General features: G+C 43.1%; 3 protein-coding genes. All 3 read left to right on the top strand.

What is annotated here, in order from left to right; all coding sequences use genetic code 11:
• Positions 1-939: ABC transporter permease (locus UF75_RS25245; RefSeq protein ID WP_348983105.1), on the top strand; the 939-nt coding region annotated here is incomplete at its 5' end.
• A 45-nt stretch (positions 940-984) separates the two neighbouring features.
• Entirely contained in the window at positions 985-1,716 is a 732-nt protein-coding gene (locus UF75_RS25240) for a GntR family transcriptional regulator (protein ID WP_082075350.1), read from the top strand.
• Positions 1,717-1,950: 234 nt separating this feature from the next.
• The coding region (locus tag UF75_RS25235; protein WP_045577272.1) for a M3 family metallopeptidase at positions 1,951-2,770 on the top strand (820 nt) is incomplete at its 3' end.

Genomic DNA, 2,770 nt, shown 5'->3' with positions numbered 1-2,770 from the left:
GGCTTAAAGAATATGCTTTGGGACACATTGGCTAGACCTGATTTGTGGGCTGCAACACTCGCTATGGCAACCCCAATTGCTCTCCCTGCTTTAGGGGGAACCTTTTCAGAACGTAGCGGGGTAGTAAACATTGCTATGGAAGGGATCATGCTGATTGGTGCCTTCTTTGGGGTGCTATTTTCCTTTTATACTCATAGCGCATGGCTAGGTTTGCTAGGAGCTTTATTGATGGGTGCACTCATCTCGGCTCTTTTTGCTTATGTAACGGTAAGTCTTGGAGCGGATCAAGTCATTGTGGGAATGAGTATCAATATTTTTGCGGCTGGATTAACTGCCTTTTTACTAAATACCATTTTTGGGTATGGAGGAACTCCTCGAGAAACACCTGCTCTTCCCAACCTTACCATTCCTGGGATTAGTGATATTCCCTTTGTTGGGCCAATTCTAGGGTCACAAAATGTGGTAGTTTACTTAATGTTCTTTCTAGTTTTTGCGTCACATTATTTTTTGTTTCATACAAATTTAGGTTTAAGAATTAGAGCGGTGGGGGAGAATCCTCAAGCTGCTGATACTGCGGGCCTTAACGTTCGAAACTTGCGTTATCTGGGTGTAATGATAGGTGGTATGCTCTCAAGTCTGGGTGGAGTCTACCTGGCCTTAGGATTATTAAATAGTTTTGAAGTTAATATGAGTGGCGGAAGAGGCTATATTGCTATGGCTGCCATGATCTTTGGCAAATGGACACCTTTCGGATCATTGGGAGCTGCACTTTTGTTTGGGTTCGCCACGGCTTTGAGTATGATATTGCAAGGTGGGGGTATTTCCTCAAATATTATCCAGATGTTACCTTACGCATTGACGATTTTAGCCTTGACCGGATTAGTAGGCAGAAGTACTGCCCCTGCCGCGGATGGAATTCCGTATAATCCTAATAAGTAATTTGATTAGAAGGAAATCTTAAAACAAATTGAGGAGGTAAACATCATGGGACGGATTCATCAGAGTGGCAAATCCCTCTCTGATCTTGTCCGTTTGGAACTGCTAGATGAAATTCGTCGTGGAAAATATCTTATCGACAGTCGTCTTCCGAATGAGGAAAACCTTGCCAAGGAACTGGGGGTCAGTCGCAACACTCTTCGTGAAGCGTTGCGGGTCTTAGAAGCCAATGGGATTGTCGAAAAAAAGCAAGGATTGGGTACTTATATACGTGGGGAATCATCCCCAAAGGTGAAACCTGGTCTTGAGGTGCTTTTTAGAGTGACAGACGCGATATTAGAACTTGGTATGGTTCCAGGGACAAGTGAAATTGAAATTGCGAACTCGTTTGCGGATGCGAGGGTCGCAGCGAAACTAGGGGTAGACGAAGGTACTCCTGTAAATCAGTCACGTAGAGTCCGCACTGCGGATGGTATACCTGTTGTATATTGTATCGATATGTTTTCTCCATCTGTTGGGGAACTGGACATTGTAAAGATCAAGTCATCGATCTTTACGTATTTAGAAGAAGTAAAAGAAATCCGCATTGCGTATGCTTCGACCGACATTCGGCCGATTGTTGCAGGGAAAGAATTAGCAGATAAATTATCTGTTTCTGCTGCTAGCCCCTTATTACTCTTAGATGAAGTCCATTTTGATAAATCGGATCATCCCATTTTCTATTCACGTTTGTTCTTCCGCTCAGACTTTTTTGTCTTCCATGTCGTTAGATCTCGTTAGATCTCCTTGAATCTTGGCTAGAGGACCTGCTGCAGGGTCCTCTTTTTAGTTGGCGTCAGAAGAAAGATGCCATGACTCAAACAAGGATGTTCGAGATTAGAGCGCCGCCAAGGATGGCAAGGCGCCGTGATGGCGAGAAGGGACCGCAAAAATGTACTTAATTCTGAGAAATGGTAATTACTAAGCTGTGTGTATATAATAAAGAGGATCATATTTCTAAGGAGGTTAAAAACTATGGCACAACAAAAGCAGAAGTCAAGAGCAGAAATTCCTGAGGCTACAAAATGGCATTTGGAAGACATTTTTTCCGATAATGCTCAATGGGAATTAGAATTTGCCCAGATCGAAAAACGTTTAGGAGATGGGAAACGATTTGAAGGGCATTTAGCGGATAATGCTGACACTTTAATTGCATGTTTTGAGTGGATGGATGATTTAAGTCTGCGTATGGGAGAGGTTTATTCCTATGCCCGTATGAGGAGAGATGAAGACAATCGTAATGCAGAGTATCAAGCATTGACAGATCGAGCCGGAGCCCTTGCCGTAAAGGTCGGAAGTGCTGCTTCGTTCGTAGTCCCTGAATTATTAGCGATGCCTGAAGGAAGGCTATCCGAATTTCAAACTACGTCCTCGAAGATGGGTATCTACAGGCATGCCTTGGATGATATTTTGCGTAAGCAAGAGCATATTCTAAGTTCAACAGAAGAAAAACTGTTAGCGGAAGTCGGTGAATTAGCTGAAGCTCCAGGGGCTATCTTTTCAATGGCTAATAATGCCGACCTTAAGTTTCCCAGTATTATCGATGAATCCGGAAAGACCGTCGAATTAACTAAGGGAAATTTCATACAATTTATGGAAAGTCATGAACGACGTACTCGGAAGGAAGCTTTTGACACTCTATATCATACTTATCAGAAACAAACCAATACATGGGCAGCGACCTTGAACTCAAGCGTAAAGTCCGACGTTTTCTTTGCCAAAGCACGACATTATTCTTCGGCATTAGAGGCTTCTCTTGATGATGATCGTGTACCTTTGCGGGTCTATGATTCTC

It is taken from the genome of Desulfosporosinus sp. I2 (genome assembly GCF_000960765.1).
In the GTDB taxonomy this organism is placed as follows: domain Bacteria; phylum Bacillota; class Desulfitobacteriia; order Desulfitobacteriales; family Desulfitobacteriaceae; genus Desulfosporosinus.
This window is presented reverse-complemented; position numbering and strand designations above follow the sequence as displayed.

What these genes read in the sequence shown, in the direction of transcription:
- UF75_RS25240 (WP_082075350.1), top strand. Translation starts at nt 985, where the DNA reads ATGGGACGGATTCATCAGAGTGGCAAATCCCTCTCTGATCTTGTCCGT.